Source organism: Stenotrophomonas sp. TEPEL, assembly GCF_004348785.1.
In the GTDB taxonomy this organism is placed as follows: domain Bacteria; phylum Pseudomonadota; class Gammaproteobacteria; order Xanthomonadales; family Xanthomonadaceae; genus Stenotrophomonas; species Stenotrophomonas indicatrix.
This window is the reverse complement of sequence record NZ_QQXJ01000001.1, coordinates 1,952,873-1,967,964: the sequence shown is the minus strand read 5'-3', so window position 1 is coordinate 1,967,964 and position 15,092 is coordinate 1,952,873. Positions and strand designations below refer to the sequence as shown.

General features: G+C 67.9%; 14 protein-coding genes. 12 read left to right on the top strand and 2 right to left on the bottom strand.

Features of this window, described 5'->3' with window-relative positions; all coding sequences use genetic code 11:
* Positions 1-11: 11 nt before the first annotated feature.
* Together TEP_RS08860 and TEP_RS08855 are read left to right on the top strand one after the other, a co-directional pair.
* Positions 12-1,361 (top strand): TFIIB-type zinc ribbon-containing protein, encoded by a 1,350-nt coding sequence (locus tag TEP_RS08860; protein ID WP_132825011.1) that lies wholly within the window; start codon positions 12-14, stop codon positions 1,359-1,361.
* Complete coding sequence (locus TEP_RS08855) at positions 1,358-1,618, top strand: hypothetical protein (protein WP_117310496.1); 261 nt, start codon at positions 1,358-1,360, stop codon at positions 1,616-1,618. Before TEP_RS08860 ends, TEP_RS08855 begins: the two co-directional genes overlap by 4 nt.
* A 91-nt stretch (positions 1,619-1,709) precedes the next feature.
* Here the strand turns inward: TEP_RS08855 and TEP_RS08850 are convergent, their stop codons facing one another.
* Positions 1,710-1,928 (bottom strand): hypothetical protein, encoded by a 219-nt coding sequence (locus TEP_RS08850; RefSeq protein WP_132825010.1) that lies wholly within the window; start codon positions 1,926-1,928, stop codon positions 1,710-1,712.
* A 256-nt stretch (positions 1,929-2,184) separates the two neighbouring features.
* Here TEP_RS08850 and TEP_RS08845 point away from each other — a divergent pair, with 256 nt between their 5' ends.
* The 10 genes from TEP_RS08845 to TEP_RS08800 all read left to right on the top strand — a co-directional run bounded on the left by TEP_RS08845 (position 2,185) and on the right by TEP_RS08800 (position 14,256).
* Positions 2,185-4,980, top strand: a complete 2,796-nt coding sequence (locus tag TEP_RS08845; RefSeq protein WP_240790664.1) for a PAS domain-containing protein — start codon at positions 2,185-2,187, stop codon at positions 4,978-4,980.
* A gap of 144 nt (positions 4,981-5,124) precedes the next feature.
* Positions 5,125-5,769 (top strand): aldehyde dehydrogenase iron-sulfur subunit PaoA, encoded by a 645-nt coding sequence (gene paoA / locus TEP_RS08840; RefSeq protein ID WP_032974655.1) that lies wholly within the window; start codon positions 5,125-5,127, stop codon positions 5,767-5,769.
* Positions 5,766-6,722: a xanthine dehydrogenase family protein subunit M gene (locus TEP_RS08835; protein WP_132825009.1), complete on the top strand. Its 957-nt coding sequence runs from the start codon at positions 5,766-5,768 to the stop codon at positions 6,720-6,722. Before paoA ends, TEP_RS08835 begins: the two co-directional genes overlap by 4 nt.
* Positions 6,719-8,920, top strand: coding sequence for an aldehyde oxidoreductase molybdenum-binding subunit PaoC (paoC, locus tag TEP_RS08830; RefSeq protein ID WP_132825008.1), 2,202 nt, complete (start codon positions 6,719-6,721; stop codon positions 8,918-8,920). The genes TEP_RS08835 and paoC overlap by 4 nt, the downstream gene beginning before the upstream one ends.
* On the top strand, positions 8,917-9,909 hold the full coding sequence (locus TEP_RS08825) for an XdhC/CoxI family protein (RefSeq protein WP_132825007.1): 993 nt from the start codon (positions 8,917-8,919) through the stop codon (positions 9,907-9,909). The genes paoC and TEP_RS08825 overlap by 4 nt, the downstream gene beginning before the upstream one ends.
* A complete protein-coding gene (locus TEP_RS08820) occupies positions 9,906-10,502 on the top strand; it encodes an NTP transferase domain-containing protein (RefSeq protein ID WP_132825006.1) in 597 nt (198 codons plus the stop codon). Before TEP_RS08825 ends, TEP_RS08820 begins: the two co-directional genes overlap by 4 nt.
* Positions 10,503-10,619: 117 nt before the next feature.
* Positions 10,620-11,570, top strand: coding sequence for a cation diffusion facilitator family transporter (locus tag TEP_RS08815; RefSeq protein WP_132825005.1), 951 nt, complete (start codon positions 10,620-10,622; stop codon positions 11,568-11,570).
* Positions 11,571-11,640: 70 nt separating this feature from the next.
* On the top strand, positions 11,641-12,276 hold the full coding sequence (locus TEP_RS08810; protein ID WP_132825004.1) for a DNA-3-methyladenine glycosylase: 636 nt from the start codon (positions 11,641-11,643) through the stop codon (positions 12,274-12,276).
* Complete coding sequence (locus TEP_RS08805) at positions 12,273-12,467, top strand: hypothetical protein (RefSeq protein WP_025874451.1); 195 nt, start codon at positions 12,273-12,275, stop codon at positions 12,465-12,467. The genes TEP_RS08810 and TEP_RS08805 overlap by 4 nt, the downstream gene beginning before the upstream one ends.
* Before the next feature lie 70 nt (positions 12,468-12,537).
* Positions 12,538-14,256, top strand: a complete 1,719-nt coding sequence (locus TEP_RS08800) for a PAS domain S-box protein (RefSeq protein WP_132825003.1) — start codon at positions 12,538-12,540, stop codon at positions 14,254-14,256.
* On the opposite strand, the gene xth is transcribed toward TEP_RS08800, so the two are convergent.
* On the bottom strand, positions 14,253-15,044 hold the full coding sequence (xth, locus tag TEP_RS08795; RefSeq protein WP_132825002.1) for an exodeoxyribonuclease III: 792 nt from the start codon (positions 15,042-15,044) through the stop codon (positions 14,253-14,255). The genes TEP_RS08800 and xth overlap by 4 nt on opposite strands.
* Between the last annotated feature and the right edge of the window lie 48 nt (positions 15,045-15,092).

The following is a 15,092-nucleotide window of genomic DNA, read 5'->3' as shown; positions in this document are numbered from 1 at the left end:
GCGCAACCACCATGTCCGATCCCAGAAACACGCCTCCGCCGCTGCCCGGTTCCGCTTCAGCACCCCCGCCCCTGCCGGCGGCGGTGCTGGACGGCCCCGGTTCGCCGCAGGATGTCCCTCCCCTGCCCGGCAGCTTCCCGCTGGATACCTCCAAGCTGCCTGAGGCCATCCGCAACGAGGTCGAGGCACCCGACCCGGTCGCCATCGACACCGCTGCGGCCGAACTGAAAGACGGCCTCAACCGCTGCCCCAAGTGCGGCGCCACCGACATACGGCCCAAGCTGGGCACCGACATCCTGGTCTGCCTGTACTGCCGTCACCAATGGCATGGCGCGCGGGTGGAGGAGGAATTCGGGCTGGGCGAAGCCATCGACCAGCTGCGTGGCACCGTCATCGCATCGGGCGCACGCGATATCGATGCCGACACCTCGGCACTGATGACCTTCAAGTGCACCGGTTGCGGCGCCGAAGTCACGGTCAACACCGAAAGCACGATGACCGCACGCTGCCACTGGTGCCGGCATGTGTTCGGCGTGAACGAACAGATCGCCAACGGCGCGGTGCCCGACGCCGTACTGCCGTTCCATATCAAGAAGGAGGATGCGGTCGCGCGCATCCGCCAGTTCGTCGACAAGCGCAGGATGTTCGCGCTCAAGGCGTTCAAGGAACAGTTCACCCCGGAAAACGTGGTGGGCGTGTACCTGCCCTACATGATCGTCGACGGCAATGTCAGCGCAGCGGTGGCTGGCAAGGGTGAGATCAAGACCCGCGAGTACACCCGTGGCACCGAGAAGAACAAGCAGACCTACTACGACGCAGATGTCTACCAGGTGGAACGCCAGGTCGATTTCACCGTGGACGACCTGCCGTTGGAATCCTCTGCCGAGCGCGGCAACCTGGACACGCGCGCCAACACCAACAACATCATCAACACGATTCTTCCGTTCGACACCAAGAACGCGGTGAAGTGGAACGCCTCGTACCTGGCCGGGTTCACTTCGGAAAAGCGCAACCTGGACGTCGAAAAGCTGCGGCCGCGCCTGGAAGACCAGCTGCTGTCGATCGCCCGCGCGCAGGTGGAAGGCACGGTGCGCCGTTACGACCGTGGCGTGCGCTGGGAACAGGAGCAACTGGAAGTGCACGGCACCCGCTGGGTGGCCATGTACCTGCCGGTGTGGCTGTATTCGTACCACCAGCCCGGCAGGAACGGCGGCATGCTGCACTACATCGCGGTGAACGGCCGGACCGGTGAAACCATGGGCAGCGTGCCGGTGCAGCAGTGGAAGATGCTGCTGGCGGCGCTGACCGCAGGTACGATCATCGAAGCCCTTGCAATTGCCTTCCTGGTGGCCAGCACATGAGTGATGACAGTGGTCTTTGGTTGTTGGCCGCAGGCCCGGCCGGCGCAACTGCGCTGTACTGGGCACTGTACCGCTTCTACCGCAATACCGACAAATCGCATTCGTTCGAGCACGAGACCGAGATCGATGCCAAGCCGGTGACCGGCTCCGATCGCCGGATCGATTCGATCTCGGGCACGCAGGAAAAGCGGATCCGCGGCGACAACGTGTACGAGTATCGAAAGCGGGTGGCGCGGGTGAGCAGCGGAGACGATTGAACGCTCCGCCAGCGCTTCGGGGGCTGGGACCATCCCGGCCTTCGAAGCAAACCGGAACGCCAGGTGGCCGTACGTCCCGATGCCCCTGGAATCAGCCCGGCGCCACCTCTCCGTTGATCTGCTGCATCACTGAGCGCTTGCCGTCACTGGCGGGCATCGCCCGCACCAGGTTGCGCAGCAGCCGCAGGTTCTGCTGCCGGCCAAGCTCGTCGCTGAGCCGATGCAACGCCTTGTAACGATGCCCCGGGGCGTGCAGCGACCTGCTGTGCGACACGCGCAGCTGCAGGCCGCAGGCGATATCCAGCTGCATGCGCAGCCTGCACACGCGTCATCGCCAGCGGCGCACCGCCGCGGCACACTCATGCAGCGCTCTCTGGCGAAAGGCCTCGCCGGCTTCTGCTGCGGACATCGGTGTTCCCTGCCGGGATGGGAGCCGCAGTGCAGCCGCTCCCCGTCGGGCGCCGGCACCACGCAGCCGTGACGCGACGCTGCCTACACTTGCGCCCCTTCGTCCGTGCTGATCCCGCCACGCTGGTGCAGCACTCCTCTTTCCGCTCGAGATCAACGTGACCTCCCTGCCTTCATTTGCCACCCGCGACAGCCGGGCCACCGACAGCGTCAACATGGCACTGGCCGCCGGGGCCATCGTCGGCACCTGGTTCTGGGACGTCCAGGCCGACCAGCTCACGGTCGATGAAGCCCTGGCCCGCGCCTTCGGCCTGGACCCGGCAATGGCGCAGCGGAAACTGCACCTGCAGGACGTACTGGGCGCCGTGCATCCCGATGACCTGCCCGCGCTGTCGGCGGCGATCGATCAGACCGTGCAGACGGGCGGGCGCTTTGCCCACCAGTACCGAGCGCGCACCACCGATGGCGGCTATCACTGGCTGGAAAGCATCGGCAGGGTCGATCTGGATGCACAGGGCCGTGCGCTGGGTTTCCCGGGCGTGCTGATCGACATCGATGAGCGCCTGCGCGTCGAGGCCGAGCGCGACCAGGCGCAGGCGCTGCTGCGCTCGTTCGTGGAGGCGGCACCGGGCGTGATGTATGCCAAGGACCGGCAAGGCCGGCTGCTGATCGGCAACCACGGCACCACCGAGCTGATCGGCCTGCCGCCGGGAGAATACATCGGGCGCACCGATGCCGAGCTGTTGGGCGACCCCGCGCAGGCGGCGTCGGTGATGGCGACCGACGAGCGCATCATGTCCAGCGGCAACAGCGAGCAGCTGGAGGAGGAAGTGAGCTTCCCCGATGGTCGCCGGGCCTGGTGGCTGTCGACCAAATCGCCGCTGCGCGACGCCGATGGCGCCGTGATCGGCCTGGTCGGTACGTCGCTGGACATCACCGACCGCAAGGCCGCCGAAGCCGAGCGTCGTGATATCGAAGAACGCTACCGGCTGGCCGCACAGGCCACCAACGATGCCATCTGGGATTGGCGCATCGCCGATGGCCAGGTGATCTGGAACGAAGCGCTGGCCAGCCTGTTCGGCCACACGGAAAAGAACACGACCGCGCAATGGTGGCTGCAGCGCATCCACCCCGATGACCGCGCGCGCATCGATCACGGCATCCACGCCGTGATCGAGGGGAACGGCAGCGGCTGGACGGACGAGTACCGTTTCCAGCGCGCGGATGGCAGTTATGCGTCGGTGCTGGATCGCGGAACGGTCCTGCGCGACGCTGTTGGCACCCCGCTGCGGATGATCGGGGCCATGCTGGATCTCTCCGGGCGGAAGGCGGCCGAAGCGGCGCTGGCCGACAGCGAAGAGCGCCTGCGGCTGGCCACCGAAGCAGGCGAGCAAGGGTTCTGGGACGTGGACATGGTGCAGGACGTGCTGATCTGGCCGGCGCGCACCAAGGCCATGTTCGGCATCTCCGCCGGTGCATCGGTGACCATGGACGACTTCCGTGCCGGGCTGCACCCGGACGACCGCGCGGCAACCCTGGCCGCGTTCGCCGCCGCCTGCGATCCCGAGCGGCGCGAGACCTATGACGTGGAATACCGCACCGTCGGCAAGGAGGATGGCATCGTCCGCTGGGTCGCCGCCAAGGGCCGCGGCATCTTCGAGTTCGGCAGATGCGTGCGTGTGCTGGGCGTGGCCATCGACATCACCGCGCGGAAGGCCGCCGACGCGCGCCTGCAGGAGCTGAACGGGCAGCTGGAGGCACGTGTGCGGGCCGAAGTCGCCGAGCGCCTGCGGGTGGAAGAGGCGCTTCGGCAGAGCCGCAAGATGGAGGCGGTCGGCCAGCTGACCGGTGGTATCGCCCACGACTTCAACAACATGCTGGCGACGGTGATCGGGCCGCTCGACCTGCTGGCGCTGCGCCTGGGCGACAGCGACGCGCGCGCCAGCCGGTACATTGAAATGGCCCTTGATGGCGCGCAGCGCGCCGCCCAGCTGACCCAGCGCCTGCTTGCGTTCTCGCGCCAGCAACCGCTGCAGCCCGTGGCGATGGATGCCAACCGCCTGGTGGCCGGCATGACCGACCTGCTGGTGCATTCCCTTGGCAGCAGCATCATCCTTGAAACCGCACTCGGCGCGGGCCTGTGGTGGACCCATGCCGACGCCAACCAGCTGGAGAACGTGATCCTGAACCTGGCGGTCAACGCGCGCGATGCGATGCCCTCCGGCGGCCGATTGAAGATCGAGACCCGCAACCAGCGCGTCGACCTCGACACCGCATCGGCGCACGTCGGCGTGCCTGCAGGCGATTACGTTGTGATCGCGGTGACCGACGACGGCAACGGGATGACGCCGGAGGTGATGGCGCGCGCGTTCGATCCGTTCTTCACTACCAAGCAGGTCGGCCAGGGCACCGGGCTCGGGCTGTCGCAGGTGTATGGCTTCGTCCAGCAATCGGCCGGGCATGTGAAACTCGATTCCGCGCCCGGCAAAGGCACGCGGGTACAGGTCTACCTGCCGCGGCTGCTGGCCGACGTCGAGATGCCCGCTGCCGCGTCGGATGACGATGCGCCGACCCTGCACGGTGGGCGCGAGCACATTCTGGTCGTGGACGATGATGCGGCCGTTCGCGCGTTCTCGGTCGATGCCCTCACTGAACTCGGCTATCGGGTACTGGCCGCAGATGGCGCCGCCAGCGCCTTGGCGCAGCTGCAGGCCCATCCAGAGGTCGCGCTGCTGTTTACCGACGTGGTGATGCCCGAGGTCAATGGGCGGCAGCTGGCCGAGCAGGCGCGCGCGCGCCATCCGCAGCTGAAGGTGCTGTTCGCCACCGGCAACAGCCGCAACGCACTGGTCGACAACAACGTGCTGGATGCGCAGGTTCACCTGATCGGCAAGCCGTTCACCATCGGCGAACTGGCCTCGCGGGTAAGGATCGCGCTGGCCGGCGATGGCTGAAGGCCGCCACGCAGGTTGCGCCGCCGCCGGCAGCGGATGAATGCGCGACCGGGTCATGCTTCACCGCATGCCTACCGCGGCACCGCCATGCTGTCCCGGCATTGAAACCGCCAGCCAGCCTGCCGCAGCCAGCGAGGAGCCACGATGAGCCCACCGTCACACCTTCCCCTTTCGCGCCGCGAACTGCTGAAGTTGAGCGCGGGGTCGGCCACCACCATGGCCTTGCCTGCCGTGGTCGCTGCGGCGGAGCCGGACCGGACCGGTGCACGGGCACCGGAACTGATGCAGGTGGACTTCGAGGTCAACGGAACAGCGCGATCGCTGCGGCTGGACACCCGCGTCACCCTGCTCGACGCCCTGCGTGAGCACCTGCACCTGACCGGCAGCAAGAAGGGCTGCGACCACGGCCAGTGCGGTGCCTGCACCGTGCTGGTGGACGGCCGACGCATCAATGCCTGCCTGACCCTGGCGGTGATGCACCAGGGCGCGAAGATCACCACCATCGAAGGCCTCGGCACGCCAGACCGGCTGCACGCGATGCAGGCGGCCTTCGTCAAGCATGACGGTTTCCAGTGCGGCTACTGCACCCCGGGGCAGATCTGCTCGGCCGTCGCCGTGCTGCAGGAAATCAAGGCGGGCATACCGAGCCACGTCAGCGCCGCGTTGGACGCGCCCAGCGCCTTCACCGCCGAAGAACTGCGCGAGCGCATGAGCGGCAACATCTGCCGGTGCGGCGCCTATTCCAACATCATCGAGGCCATCCAGGACGTCGGGGAGGCCAGCGCATGAGAGCGTTCAGCTACGAGCGCGCCCGCTCTCCCGCCGAGGCGGCAGCGGCAGCGGCGCGTACCCAGGGCGCTCGGTTCATTGCCGGCGGCACCAACCTGCTGGACCTGATGAAACTGGAGATCGAGACGCCCGCCCACCTGATCGACGTCAACGGGCTGGACCTGGACACCATCGAGCCCACCAGCCAGGGAGGCCTGCGCGTCGGCGCGCTGGTACGCAATACCGATCTGGCGGCCGACCGGCGCATCCGGCGCGACTATGCGGTGCTGACCCGCGCACTGGTGTCCGGCGCATCGGGTCAACTGCGCAACAAGGCCACCACCGCCGGCAACTTGCTGCAACGCACCCGCTGCCCCTATTTCTACGACACCGCACAGCCCTGCAACAAGCGGTTGCCCGGCAGTGGCTGCGGCGCGCGCGATGGTTTCAGCCGGCAATTGGCCGTGATCGGCGCCAGCGAGCACTGCATCGCCACCCATCCCAGCGACATGGCGGTGGCGATGATGGCGCTGGATGCATCGGTGGAGACCGTCCGCGCCGACGGATCGCGCCGGAACATCGCGCTGGACGCCCTGTATCGCGCTCCTGGCCGTACGCCGCATATCGACACCGTGCTGGACAAGGGCGAGCTGATCGCCGCCGTGGTCCTGCCGCCGCCACCGGGTGGCGTGCACGTATACCGGAAGGTGCGCGACCGCGCATCGTATGCGTTCGCCCTGGTGTCGGTAGCGGCGATCCTGCGGCCCGACGGCAGCGGCCGGATCGCCCTTGGCGGTGTCGCCCACAAGCCGTGGCACAGCGCTACGGCCGATGCGGCCCTGCCAAAGGGCGCCGCCGCCGTGATGTCGGTGCTGCTGCAGGGTGCTGCCCCCACCGCACAGAACGCCTTCAAACTGGCGCTGGCCGAACGCACATTGGCGTCCATCCTGCAGGACGTGAGGGCCGAGGCATGAAATTCGACACCCCCGCAGGCCGCAATCCGATCGATGCGCAGACCGTCGTCGGCAAGCCGCACGATCGCATCGACGGCCCGTTGAAGGTCACCGGCAAGGCCACCTACGCACACGAATGGCATGACGCCACCCCGTCCGCCCCCGCCTATGGCGTGGTGGTCGGCGCGGGGATTGCAACCGGCACCGTGACCCGCATGGAGCTGGAGGCGGCGCGGCGCTCGCCCGGCGTTCTGGCCATCGTCACCGCCGACACCGCCGGGCCGCTGCATCCGGTCAAGCGCAACGCCGCGCCGCTGCTGGGTGGTCCGAAGGTGCACCACTATCACCAGGCACTGGCGGTGGTGGTGGCCGAAACGTTCGAACAGGCCCGCGCTGCAGCCGGACAGATCCGCATCCGCTATGCCCCGCAGCGCGGCCACTTCGATCTGGCCGACGCCAAGCAGGCAGGCGCTTCCCTGCAGACACCGGAGCCCGATGCGCGCGTCGGCGATTTCGAGAAGGCCTTCAGCCAGGCGGCGGTTACGCTCGACGCGACCTACCACACCCCGGACCAGTCGCACGCAATGATGGAGCCGCACGCGACGATGGCCGCCTGGGAAGGCGACCAGCTGACGGTGTGGACCTCCAACCAGATGATCGACTGGGGCCGCACCGATCTGGCCCGCACCTTGGGCATCGCCAAGGACAAGGTGCGGCTGGTGTCGCCCTACATCGGCGGCGGCTTTGGCGGAAAGCTGTTCCTGCGCTCCGATGCGCTGCTGGCCGCGCTCGCCGCACGCGCTGCCAAGCGGCCGGTGAAAGTGGCCCTGCAGCGGCCGCTGATCGCCAACAACACCACGCACCGCCCGGCCACGCTGCAGCGCATCCGGCTGGGCGCAACGCCGCAAGGAAGCCTGACCGCCATCGGTCACGAATCGTGGTCGGGCAACCTGCCAGGGGGCTCGCCGGAGGAAGCGGTGCAGCAGACCCGCTTGCTGTATGCGGGGCCCAACCGCTTGGCCGCACTGCGCCTGGCCACCCTCGACCTGCCCGAAGGCAATGCCATGCGCGCGCCGGGCGAAACGCCGGGATTGATGGCGCTGGAAATCGCCATGGACGAAATGGCCATCAAGCTCGGCCTGGACCCGATCGAATTCCGTATCCGCAACGACACCCAGGTCGACCCGTCCAATCCCGAGCGCCCCTTTTCACAGCGGCAGCTGGTGCAGTGCCTGCGCACGGGCGCCGAACGGTTCGGCTGGCAGCGGCGCAGCGCCACCCCGGGCGCCGTGCGCGATGGACGGTGGCTGGTCGGCATGGGCGTGGCGGCAGGCTTCCGCAACAATCTGGTGATGAAATCCGGCGCACGCGTGCGCCTGGCCACCGATGGCCAGGTCACCGTGGAAACCGACATGACCGACATCGGCACCGGCAGCTACACCATCATCGGTCAGACCGCCGCGGAAATGCTCGGCGTTCCGTTGCAGCAGGTCACGGTCAAGCTGGGCGATTCCCGTTATCCCGTGGCTGCCGGTTCCGGTGGCCAGTGGGGCGCCAACAGCTCCACCGCGGGCGTCTACGCCGCATGCATGGCACTGCGTACGAAGGTCGCGCAGGCGCTGGGAATGGACCCGGCGGCAGCGCAGTTCGAAGCCGGCAAGGTGACCGCAGGGGGCCGCAGCCGCGCGCTTGCCGATGCCGCTCAGGCCGGCGAGCTGGTGGCCGAAGACAGCATCGAGTTCGACACGCTGCAGGAGAAGTACCAGCAGTCCACCTTCGCCGCGCATTTCGTCGAGGTGGGCGTGGATGTGGCCTCGGGCGAAAGCCGGATCCGCCGCATGCTGGCCGTGTGCGCAGCCGGCCGCATCCTCAACCCGAAGACCGCGCGCAGCCAGGTGATCGGCGCGATGACGATGGGCATCGGCGCAGCGCTGTCGGAGGAACTGGTGGTGGATCGGCGGCTGGGGTTCTTCGTCAATCACGACCTGGCCGGCTACGAAGTACCCGTACATGCCGACGTGCCGCACCAGGAGGTGGTGTTCCTTGATGAAAGCGATGCGGTGTCGTCGCCGATGAAGGCCAAGGGCGTTGGCGAGCTGGGCCTGTGCGGCGTAAGCGCGGCAGTGGCCAACGCGGTGTACAACGCGACCGGAATCCGCGTGCGCGACTATCCACTGACCCTGGACAAGCTGCTCGCCGGCCTGCCGGACATCGCATGACCAGTGCGCTCCACCCTGCCCCGTTGGATCTGGACGGTGGCAACCCGCGCCCAGTGCTGCAGGCCGCCGCCGACGCGGCGCGCGCCGGCCGCGCGGCTGCGTTGGCAGTGGTGCTGCAGACGGAAGGGTCCAGCTACAGCCGCGCAGGCACCTGTGCACTGTTCGAACCGGGTCGACAGGTGGGCTGGCTGAGCGGCGGTTGCCTGGAACCGGAGCTGGCGCGACAGGCCGCCAACGCGGTGGATGCCGGGCGCATCGCATGGAGGGAGATCGACAACCGCGACGACGCTGCGCTGTTCTCCGGCAATGCCACCGGATGCCGGGGTCGCCAGTGGCTGGCACTGCTTCCGTTGCCGCAGCTCGGCGGCATCGAACAGCTTCTCGATGCGTGGCTGCACGGGCCGCACACGCTGCACCTGGCACTGCAGGCCGACGGACGGTTGGACGCCCGCTGCGCCGGCTTCACCTTCACCCGCACGCTGCCCCCGGCCGCCCCGCAGCCGCTGGACGGCAGCCACCGCTGGCGGCTGCAGTGGCACCGGTCGCCTGTCGTGCACGTGCACGGAGCAGGCCCGGAGGCGACGCTTCTGCTGCCCCTGCTGGACCATCTGGGCTGGTGCGCGCATGTTGAAGAACCGCGACCCCGCTGGCGCGAGCACCTGCCCCTTGCCGCTGGTTCGTGCTGTTCTTCCGCTACCACGGGCGTGGCCGATGCCGCACTCGTGATGCATCACAATTTCGAGCTCGACCGTGATGCGCTCGAACGGCTGGCAGGCTCGCGCGTGCCCTTCATCGGGCTGTTGGGACCACGCCGTCGCAAGGACGACCTTTTCAGCGTGCTGGATAGCCACACGCGCCGCGCGCTGGAACCGCGCCTGCGCTCACCGATCGGCCTGCCGCTTGGCGGTCGTGGTCCCGAAGCGATTGCCTTGAGCATCGCCGCACAGCTGCAGGCATGGCGGCACGGAACGCCCCTGGCCGCGCCATGAGCGGACATGCGGCCGTGGTGCTCGCAGCCGGTTGCAGCCAGCGCCTGGGGCAGCCCAAGCAACTGTTGCGCGTGGGCGGAGAGACGCTGTTGCGACGCAGCGTGCGGCTGGCGCTGGAAACCTTGCCAGACACGCTGGTAGTGGTACTGCCCCAGCACCCCCGCTTCGAGGAAGAACTGCACGGCCTGCCGGCACAGCGGCTGCGCAATCCCAACCCTGGGCTCGGCATCGGCGGCAGCCTGTCGCTGGCCGCTACCCATGTGCACAGCGCCGCCAGGGTGCTGGTGGTGATCTGCGATCAACCGATGCTGCGCGTGGAGCACCTGCACGCGCTGCTGGGCGGAGCAGCCGCTGCACCGTCCGGCTGCGCGGCCACGGTACTGGGCGACACCATCGGCGTGCCGGCGGTGGTGCCGGGCAGCTGGTTTGCCGGAACAGGACTGCAACCCGCAGACGGGGGATTTGGCCGGCGGCTGCGGCAGGCCGAAGGCATTGCGCGCTGCGCTGGCCCCGGGCTGGACTGCGATATCGATACGCCCGAGGACCTGCGCCGCGCGCGCGCGCTCGGCTGGCTGGATCCTGCCTCCGCCTGAGGGCGCCGGCGACAGTTGAACTGACCAGACCGCGCTGCGCGCGCGCTCGGCATACACGCTGCGCGGACGCTCCGCCGCGCAGGATGGAGCGCCCGCTACCTGCCAGCCCTCCCGCACATGGCCGCACCCTCAGGCTCCCGCCTTGTCATCTACGCTGCACTGGCCGGCAACCTCGCCATCGCCGTTGCCAAATTCATCGCCGCCGGCTTGTCCGGCAGTTCGGCGATGCTCAGCGAAGGCGTGCATTCGCTGGTCGATACCCTCAACGAGGTGTTGCTGCTGTACGGTCTGCGCCGTGCCGAGAAGGCTCCCGACACCCTGCACCCGTTCGGCTACGGCCGCGAGCTGTACTTCTGGAGCTTCATCGTCGCCCTGCTGGTCTTTGCCGCCGGCGCCGGGGTGTCGGCCTATGAGGGCATCCAGCATATCCGCCAGCCGGAACCGGCCACCAACCACGCCATCAGCTACAGCGTGCTGGGCATCTCCATCGTGTTCGAAGGCGCCTCCTGGTGGATTGCACTGCGCGAGTTCCGGCGCAGCAAGGGCACGCTGGGCTATTTCGAAGCGTTCCGCCGCAGCAAGGACCCGTCCACCTTCACCGTGTTGCTGGAGGACAGTGCCGCCCTGCTCGGCCTCGGCTTTGCCCTGGCCGGGCTGCTGGCCGCGCAGTTGCTGGAGATGCCGGTACTGGATGGGGTCGCCTCGTTGTGCATTGCCGGCGTGCTGGCGCTGACCGCGTTCCTGCTGGCGCGGGAAACCAAGGGCCTGCTGGTGGGCGAGCCTGCGCACCCGGCCGTTGCCCAACGCATCATGGCGGTGGCCGTGACCGATCCGGACCTGCGGCGTGCCAATGGCGTGACCACCATGCAGATGGGCCCGGAACAGGTGGTGGCCATGCTCAGCGCCGAATTCGAGGACGACCGCACCACCCCGCAGATCGAAGCCTGCATCACCCGCATCGAGGGTGCGGTGAAGCAGGAGTTCCCGGAACTGGTGGCGCTGTTCGTGAAACCGCAGACGCCGGAAGTCTTCGCCAGGCGGCGCGCGGCGCTGGCTGACCCGGAGTGAATCGATGGCGGCGGCTTCACCCGCTGCACGCCACACTGAAGCAGGCTTGGGAAGCGAGCACTGCCGCAATATGAAGGATTGGCTGCCGGATACCTGGATACCGATACCCCGTGCCTTCTACCGGCGCCCGTCGACGGTGGTTGCACCGGACCTGCTCAACAAGCTGCTGGTGCGCAGCGACGGCCGTGCAGCGCGCATCGTCGAAGTCGAAGCCTACGCCGGCAGTGAGGATCCGGCTGCGCATTCGTATCGCGGCAGGACCGCACGCAACGCCAGCATGTTTGGCGAGGGCGGGCACCTGTATGTGTACTTCACCTACGGCATGCACTGGGGCAGCAATGTGGTCTGCGGCGAGGTCGGCGAGGGTGTGGCGGTACTGCTGCGTGCGGCAGAGCCGGTTGCCGGGCAGGAACGGATGTACCCGCTGCGGCCAGCTGCCCGCCGCGATCACGATCTCGCCAGCGGCCCCGGCAAACTGTCGCAGGCGTTCGGCCTGGACCGCAGCTTTGATGGCGCCGATCTGGTCACCGCCAGCCACGGCCTCACCCTCGTGGATGACGGCACGCGGCCTCCCGATGATCCGGTGGTAGGCCCACGCATCGGCATCACCCGGGCAGTGGATTTTCCCTGGCGCTGGCATGTGCGTGATCATCGTCACGTTTCAGTGCGCCCTGCCCGCGCCTCAACGCGAAGGAGCTCCCGATGACCCCTCTCGACAAACCGCTGCGCCGTGAACTGACCATCGCCGGCCAGGCCTATACGCTGACCCTGGACCCGAGCGGACTGAAGCTGGTCGAGAAGGGGCGGCGGAAGGGCCTGGAACTGCGCTGGGAAGACCTCGTCTCCGGTGACGCCGCGTTGGCCAGCGCCCTGCAGGCGTCCCTGCAACAGCCATGAGCAGGCGCATCACGACGGCATCACTGCCGTACGCAGGGTACTAACAAACCGGATACTAGCGTGGACAGCCATGGATGAAGCCACCCGACTTCGCGAAATCGAACGACTGGGGGTGCTCGATACACCGCCCGAGCCGGTGTTCGATGCCATCGTCGCCGCCGCGCGCGCCGCCACCGGCATGCCCATCGGCCTGGTCTCCATCGTTGCCGAACACCGGCAATGGTTCAAATCCAGCATCGGCCTGGGCGATGTCAGCGAAACGCCGCGGTCCATCTCGTTCTGTACGTACGCCATCGAACAGGACGCGCTGCTGGAGATTCCGGATGCGCGGCAGGATGCGCGCTTCGCCTACAACCCGCTGGTCACCGCCGGGCCCAGGGTGCGCCACTACGCCGGTATCCCTCTGACCACTGCCCATGGCGCACGCGTCGGCACGCTGTGCCTGCTCGACACCTTGCCCGGCGTGCTGTCGCCGTCGCAGCGTGAACTGATGGTCCATCTTGGCCGGGTCACGACCCAGGTGCTGGAGCAGCGCAGCGCGCTGCTGCGGCAGATCGACCAGGCACAGGCGCTGCATCGCGATCTCAAGCGCAGCGAGGACTTCCTGGAACGCACCAACACCGCCGCCAAGGTCGGCGGCTGGGAGCTGGAGCTGGCCACCCGCGAAGTGCGCTGGACGCGCGAGACCAAGCAGATCCACGGCGTGCGTTCCAGCTACCAGCCAACATTCGAATCGGCCTTGTCGTTCTATCGTCCGGACAGCCGCAGCATCATCCAGGCAGCGGTGCAGCGCTGCACCGAAGACGGGACGCCCTGGGAAGTGCAGCTGCCGATGTCCACCGCCGATGGCCGCAGCATCTGGACCCGCGTGGTGGGCACCCGTCAGCAGGTGGAGGGCCTGCCACGGCTGGTCGGTGCCATCCAGGACATCACCGAAGAACGCGCGGTGGTGGACGCGCTGGAAGCCAGCGAAGTGCGTTATCGCCGTCTCTTCCACTACAGCCTGGGCCTGATCTGCACGCACACGCTGGACGGCACCGTGACATCGGTGAATCCGGCCGCCGTGCAGTCGCTGGGCTACCCGGAAAGCGAGATGGTGGGCCGCAGCCTGTGCGACCTGATGCCGCTGGAAAAGCGCGAGGCGTTCAAGGCCTACCTGCGGCGCATCGAAGCCAACCATACCGACGCAGGCGTGATCGAGCTGCTCGCCGCCGATGGCACCCGCCGCTACTGGGCCTACAACAATGTACTGGACACCGAGACCGATCCCCCGTTCGTGCTCGGCCACGCCCAGGACGTGACCGCGTTGCGCCTGCAGGAAGAGCGCCTGCGCGAACTGTCGCTGAAGGATCCGCTGACCCAATGCCACAACCGCCGGTACCTGCATCGGCTCGACGACGTCGCCTCACGATCGTGGGCCTGCCTGGTGTTCGACCTGGATCACTTCAAGCAGGTCAACGACACCCTGGGCCACCGCCGCGGCGATACGGTGCTGGTCGAGTTTGCCGACTTCCTGCGCGCGCCGCTGCAGGCCGATGAGGCGGCAGTGCGGTTGGGCGGCGACGAGTTCCTGGTGGCGCTGATCGAACCGCCGGCCGGGCGGCTGGCTGAGCTGGAAGCCTGGTATGCAGGCAACGCCGCGCGCGCGCCCACCGCGTTCTCGATGGGCGCCGCCGTCAATGTCCCCGGCGAACCGGTGGCCGAAACCATCCACAAGGCTGACAGCCGGCTATATCGCACACGGGCCCGGGTACGTCGCCAGATGCGTCCGCAGGGCAGCGCGGACTAGCGGGTAACGGTGACCCACGCAGGCGCGTGATCGCTGGCCTTTTCCTGCAGCCGCACCCAGCGATCGACTCCCGCGTCCTGAAGCCCCTTGGCCAATACCGGGTTCAGCAGCAGATGATCGATGCGCAGGCCGCGATCACGTTCGGCGTGCTGGCGGAAATAGTCCCAGAAGGTGTAGATGCGCTGGTCGCCATGCACCGCGCGCAGGGCGTCGGTCCACCCCTGCGCCAGCAGCCGCTGGAAGGCATCGCGGACCTCTGGCTGGATGAGGGCATCGCGCCGCCACGACGCCGGGTCGTACACATCCTCGTCGTCTGGGATGACATTGAAGTCCCCCAGCAGCAGTGCCGGGTGCGGAAGATCGACCAGGGTGCGCGCATGCCGGATCAGCCGCTGCATCCATCGCAGCTTGTAGTCGAACTTCGGCCCCGGCTGCGGATTGCCGTTGGGCAGGTACAGCGCCGCAACCACAACGCCATGCACGGCCGCTTCCAGGTATCGGCTCTGCGTATCGGCCGGCTCGCCGGGCAGGCGGCGCCGGCTTTCGATGGGCATGGCATCGCGGGCCAGTATCGCCACCCCGTTCCAGCGCGCCTCGCCCAGCCACAGTGCGCCATACCCTGCCCGCTCCAGCGCGTCGACCGGGAAGGCGGCATCGACCGCCTTCAGCTCCTGCAATGCCACCACGTCCGGTGCTTCACGCTGCAACCAGGACAGCAGATGCGGCAAGCGCGTGCCGATACCATTGACGTTGAACGTGGCAATGCGCAGTGTCTTGCGGCGAGCCATTGCGGAAGTACCCGAGCGGCGGACCTGCAGTATTGGCGAGGCAACATG

Bases quoted from the DNA above. Each gene is read 5' to 3' on its own strand.
- TEP_RS08805 (WP_025874451.1), top strand. From the start codon at position 12,273: ATGACCCCTCTCGACAAACCGCTGCGCCGTGAACTGACCATCGCCGGC.
- paoC (WP_132825008.1), top strand. From the start codon at position 6,719: ATGAAATTCGACACCCCCGCAGGCCGCAATCCGATCGATGCGCAGACC.
- paoA (WP_032974655.1), top strand. From the start codon at position 5,125: ATGAGCCCACCGTCACACCTTCCCCTTTCGCGCCGCGAACTGCTGAAG.
- xth (WP_132825002.1), bottom strand. From the start codon at position 15,044: ATGGCTCGCCGCAAGACACTGCGCATTGCCACGTTCAACGTCAATGGT.
- TEP_RS08855 (WP_117310496.1), top strand. From the start codon at position 1,358: ATGAGTGATGACAGTGGTCTTTGGTTGTTGGCCGCAGGCCCGGCCGGC.
- TEP_RS08810 (WP_132825004.1), top strand. From the start codon at position 11,641: ATGAAGGATTGGCTGCCGGATACCTGGATACCGATACCCCGTGCCTTC.
- TEP_RS08860 (WP_132825011.1), top strand. From the start codon at position 12: ATGTCCGATCCCAGAAACACGCCTCCGCCGCTGCCCGGTTCCGCTTCA.
- TEP_RS08835 (WP_132825009.1), top strand. From the start codon at position 5,766: ATGAGAGCGTTCAGCTACGAGCGCGCCCGCTCTCCCGCCGAGGCGGCA.
- TEP_RS08815 (WP_132825005.1), top strand. From the start codon at position 10,620: ATGGCCGCACCCTCAGGCTCCCGCCTTGTCATCTACGCTGCACTGGCC.
- TEP_RS08825 (WP_132825007.1), top strand. From the start codon at position 8,917: ATGACCAGTGCGCTCCACCCTGCCCCGTTGGATCTGGACGGTGGCAAC.
- TEP_RS08800 (WP_132825003.1), top strand. From the start codon at position 12,538: ATGGATGAAGCCACCCGACTTCGCGAAATCGAACGACTGGGGGTGCTC.
- TEP_RS08820 (WP_132825006.1), top strand. From the start codon at position 9,906: ATGAGCGGACATGCGGCCGTGGTGCTCGCAGCCGGTTGCAGCCAGCGC.
- TEP_RS08850 (WP_132825010.1), bottom strand. From the start codon at position 1,928: ATGCAGCTGGATATCGCCTGCGGCCTGCAGCTGCGCGTGTCGCACAGC.